General features: G+C 42.4%; 5 protein-coding genes. All 5 read right to left on the minus strand.

Translation table 11 applies throughout. The features are described 5' to 3' along the window. Positions 1 to 78: 78 nt before the first annotated feature. The 5 genes from ACFIL3_RS09200 to ACFIL3_RS09220 all read right to left on the minus strand — a co-directional run bounded on the left by ACFIL3_RS09200 (position 79) and on the right by ACFIL3_RS09220 (position 3692). A complete protein-coding gene (locus tag ACFIL3_RS09200) occupies positions 79 to 786 on the minus strand; it encodes a hypothetical protein (protein WP_375638646.1) in 708 nt (235 codons plus the stop codon). A 10-nt stretch (positions 787 to 796) separates the two neighbouring features. Continuing rightward, positions 797 to 1177: a hypothetical protein gene (locus ACFIL3_RS09205; protein WP_375609772.1), complete on the minus strand. Its 381-nt coding sequence runs from the start codon at positions 1175 to 1177 to the stop codon at positions 797 to 799. Between the two features lie 11 nt (positions 1178 to 1188). Continuing rightward, the gene (locus ACFIL3_RS09210; RefSeq protein ID WP_375682130.1) at positions 1189 to 1569 is read right to left on the minus strand and encodes a hypothetical protein; all 381 of its coding nucleotides are present in this window, start codon (positions 1567 to 1569) and stop codon (positions 1189 to 1191) included. Between the two features lie 22 nt (positions 1570 to 1591). Next, positions 1592 to 2719 (minus strand): N4-gp56 family major capsid protein, encoded by a 1128-nt coding sequence (locus ACFIL3_RS09215; protein ID WP_375617006.1) that lies wholly within the window; start codon positions 2717 to 2719, stop codon positions 1592 to 1594. Positions 2720 to 2807: 88 nt separating this feature from the next. Next, positions 2808 to 3692 (minus strand): hypothetical protein, encoded by an 885-nt coding sequence (locus ACFIL3_RS09220; protein WP_375682131.1) that lies wholly within the window; start codon positions 3690 to 3692, stop codon positions 2808 to 2810. Positions 3693 to 3728: the final 36 nt, after the last annotated feature.

The following is a 3728-nucleotide window of genomic DNA, read 5'->3' on the forward strand; positions in this document are numbered from 1 at the left end:
TTCACAAGCATATCCGTAAAACTGCCGTTGACAACCGCAACATCTGGTCTGTAATCAGCGATTGGAAAATAAACCATTTTAGAAATCCGTTGGAATTATTCGAGTGACGTTATGACGTTTGGACGTCTCTGCACGCAATTCATGCAATTGCTCGTTAAAGTCATTGTAAGCAGCGGCTGCACAATCGGGTTCTTTAAGGATATTCTTGTACAGTTCATATTTTGCACGCGCCTTGATCAAGTCAAACCCATAGATAAACCATGGATGTTCTTCATCAACACTCTCTATCTCTGATAAACGCAATGGAGAGAGAATGAGTTGAATCTGATAGGCTCTATCCGGTGTGGGATAAAGATGTAATTTCCTATCAAAATAACTGTAACAAACCGGCGTCCCTTGCTGCTCTGATGACAACGAAGGCTCTAGAGCAAAAGGACTTCGCCGCTCCAATTCAAGCTTATGATCTTGACCAGAACTCAGATAAACATTTTTGATTTTCACAGCTGTTTCAAGATGGCGGGTATCGCTTGCATCATAAGCACCCTGCCCCGCCCGTGTTTGAAACGTAACATCACGGCTTTCGTTAAAGTAAAAACTTTCCCTCTCACAAAAACGAATAGCAGCAAAAATACTTTCTTGGATTTGCGCTACATACTCATCTGTGATGTCATCAATCTCATCTTGGATAACCGACACCAAGTGCGAAAGCGTTTTTCTATGACGATAAACATCCTGTTTCGCTGGTATTGGTCCCCCCGTCTTAACCCGAATATAATGACGCGTCATCAGACTTCTCTTAACAATTGGTCACAAATTCAACGACTATACTTGCTTGACCTGCTTGGACTGTCTTATCAGCTTTAGCATAGAGAGTAAGTTCTTCATCATAAGGGACAAATTCCTTTTGATTGCTAGGCTTAACTTCTTTGACTGCCTGCTGTTTGATTTCTGCTTCACCAAATTCAGTTCCTCCAGCAGTACTGCCTATTTTAACCTTCGTGTCCGAAAATGCTGTCTTGACATACACTTTAATTGAAGTAATCAAAGCACCACGAGGGAGGGTGCCTATCTTCATCACCTTTTCTTTATCTTCATAGCTAAAATTAAGACGCAAAAAGCTTACCTGCTGCGTATGAAGATTTCTCCCTTGCAAGGGCTGTGGTAAATAATCTGCCATGTCTTATCCCCTCAATGATTTGTCACAAATTGCACGACCACAACACACTCACCAGCATCGGTGGTTTTGTCTCGTGTTGCATAAAGGGTCATCTCCTTATCATCTGCAACAAAAGACTTTTGGTCTGTTGGCGTAAAATCTTGCGTGCCTTGGGCTTTGATATCTTTTTCGCCAAACTCATTGCCGCCATAGGTGCTGCCAATCTTCAATTTCGTCTCAGAAAACGCTGTCTTCACAAACGCTTTTATCGAGGTAATTAAAGCACCACGGGGTAATATCCCGATTTTTTCTGTGAGATGTTTCTCTTTATGTAAGATATTCAAACGTAAGAAACTTACCTGTTGGGTATGTAGATTTCTGCCCTGTAATGGAGGGGGTAATTGATCTGCCATGTCTTGTTTTCCTCCTTAATGATTACGCTGCTGCTTCACCGCTGTAGGTAGGAATAACAATCGTTCCAAAATCTTGCGCTGTTTGTGCACTATTGGGCATTTGGAAACGAGTTTTCTTCATTCCTATCAAAGTCTTGGCGGCAACACCAAATTCACGTTCATAATCAAAATATTCTTCTTTGAGGGTGTAATTTGTTGCACTATGATTTTTCCCAAAACCTATAATCGCACTCTGCGCTCCTAAGAACACCGCACGACGCACACTTTTTACCGCTGTATTATTTGTCGAGTTAACACCATGGGTAACATGAATAGCTTCGCGTAAAACAACACCATTATACATTCCAAGAGAACCATCAAAGATTGGGTTCTTTGCACGAGAAGTCGCATAAACAGATTTTTGGATATCTAACCACTCACCAGCGGCTGTATTGGTACGCAATTGCATCACTTGTGTTGGGTGCAAATAGAGAACGTAAACATCATCACCGTTAACATGGACGGGAGAAATTTGCGGATTGGCAAGTTTGGCTTGTTTAACCGCTTCATCAATAAGCTTCAAACTAAAGCTATGTTTGGCTTTATCATTAAGATCTTCATCCTTGGTTTTCCCATCGGGGCGGATAATACGTTCACTGCTTGGTGCCATGATTTCATTAAAGCCATAATGAACCGGTTTAATGTACACTTCTCGACCATCAACGCTAATCGTACGGGCTGTATAACCACATACCTGCAAAAAGAACATGATGCTTAAACGATTGGCATACCAGCGAACCAAGCCTTCTTTCGCTTTCTTACGTAAATTCGGGAGGATTCTCTGTTGATCAATCGAGTCATCATTGGCAACACGCGCCGCATGTAAAAGCTCGTTAATCACCAACCGATCATTCATAAATTGAAGCGCTTCTTCATTGCCTTCTAAGGTTTCGCCTTGCGTGACACCATCTCCAAACAGATTGACTAGCAAACTGAACGTAACACTATCCCCTGCACTCTTATGGGTTTCGTTGTAAAGCTGGATAATGCTGTTTGAACTTTTGCCAATAAGAGGGGCAATTTTTGTCGCTTTCAAAACTTCATTGCTTAATTTCTGTGACCACAATTTCACCGATTGCGGATCATGGGTTCCTATATGTGTTGTTGCCATTGATTTCACCTTTCTTTGCTGTAAAAAAACCGGCTTAAAGCCGGTAGAAAACCCGCATCAAGGCGGATTATGTTGTAAAACTGATTGCCTAATCAGGGTCTGCACCCATTATTTCATAAAAACGGGCTTCATTTTTCGGATTGGAGATCCATGCGTTGAATTCTTTCTCTGACATATTGGCAAGGGTGTCTTTTGTCATAGGACCTGTCATGCCTCCTCCACCAGATGCCGTTAAGGTTCGCGCAGAATTCTGCCGACTTTGAAGTTCTGCAACCTGATTATTCACTTGCACTGCTTGGTTCTGATAGCCAAGGTTTTGCGCTATCCTATAAAGCTCTTCTGCTGGATTACCCCCCTTTTGGGCGCAAGTCGCTACAATCGTACGCAATTCATCCCCTATAATCGCATCTATCGTGCTCCGTTGCGCATAAGTCGGATAAACAGATGACCAAGCACTTAATTGCTTTGCACGCGTCTCATAAAGATAATCCGCCGCCGCATCAAAATCACTGTATTTATCTTTAATTGATGTAACAGAACTTTCTAAAAACTGGTTCAAATGATCATTAAATTCGTGGGATTCAATGGCTTGCCTTTGAACATCCTGCTGTGCCCTAATATACGCATCTTGCTTTTGAATCTTATCTAACATCCACGTTAATACGCTAATTGGGTCCTCACGTAGGTCTGGGGGCGCACCTTCTCCTTCAACCATTGGTGGCTGGGCTTGAGATTCATAAAACTTGACAAGCGCTTCACGGGCTTGTTTGGCTTGTTGTTCTGCATGTTGCCGATCTATAGGAACGATTTCTGAAGGCTTGTCAACGGGCTCTGCAACCGGTTCTGGAGGTGTCGCATCATTATTCTCAACCGTCTCGACCTCATAATCGTTCTCAAAAGAGCTCTCATCATCAAATACCGGTGCACCAACCCTGTAATCTTCATTCATAGCTTCGTTCATTTCTGCATTCATTCTCTAACCTCTCTCAAATGCTTCTTCCTCTGTATG

It is taken from the genome of Bartonella sp. CE47NXGY, from assembly GCF_042195415.1.
In the GTDB taxonomy this organism is placed as follows: domain Bacteria; phylum Pseudomonadota; class Alphaproteobacteria; order Rhizobiales; family Rhizobiaceae; genus Bartonella.

Bases quoted from the DNA above. Each gene is read 5' to 3' on its own strand.
- ACFIL3_RS09205 (WP_375609772.1), bottom strand. From the start codon at position 1,177: ATGGCAGATTATTTACCACAGCCCTTGCAAGGGAGAAATCTTCATACG.
- ACFIL3_RS09215 (WP_375617006.1), bottom strand. From the start codon at position 2,719: ATGGCAACAACACATATAGGAACCCATGATCCGCAATCGGTGAAATTG.
- ACFIL3_RS09210 (WP_375682130.1), bottom strand. From the start codon at position 1,569: ATGGCAGATCAATTACCCCCTCCATTACAGGGCAGAAATCTACATACC.
- ACFIL3_RS09200 (WP_375638646.1), bottom strand. From the start codon at position 786: ATGACGCGTCATTATATTCGGGTTAAGACGGGGGGACCAATACCAGCG.
- ACFIL3_RS09220 (WP_375682131.1), bottom strand. From the start codon at position 3,692: ATGAATGCAGAAATGAACGAAGCTATGAATGAAGATTACAGGGTTGGT.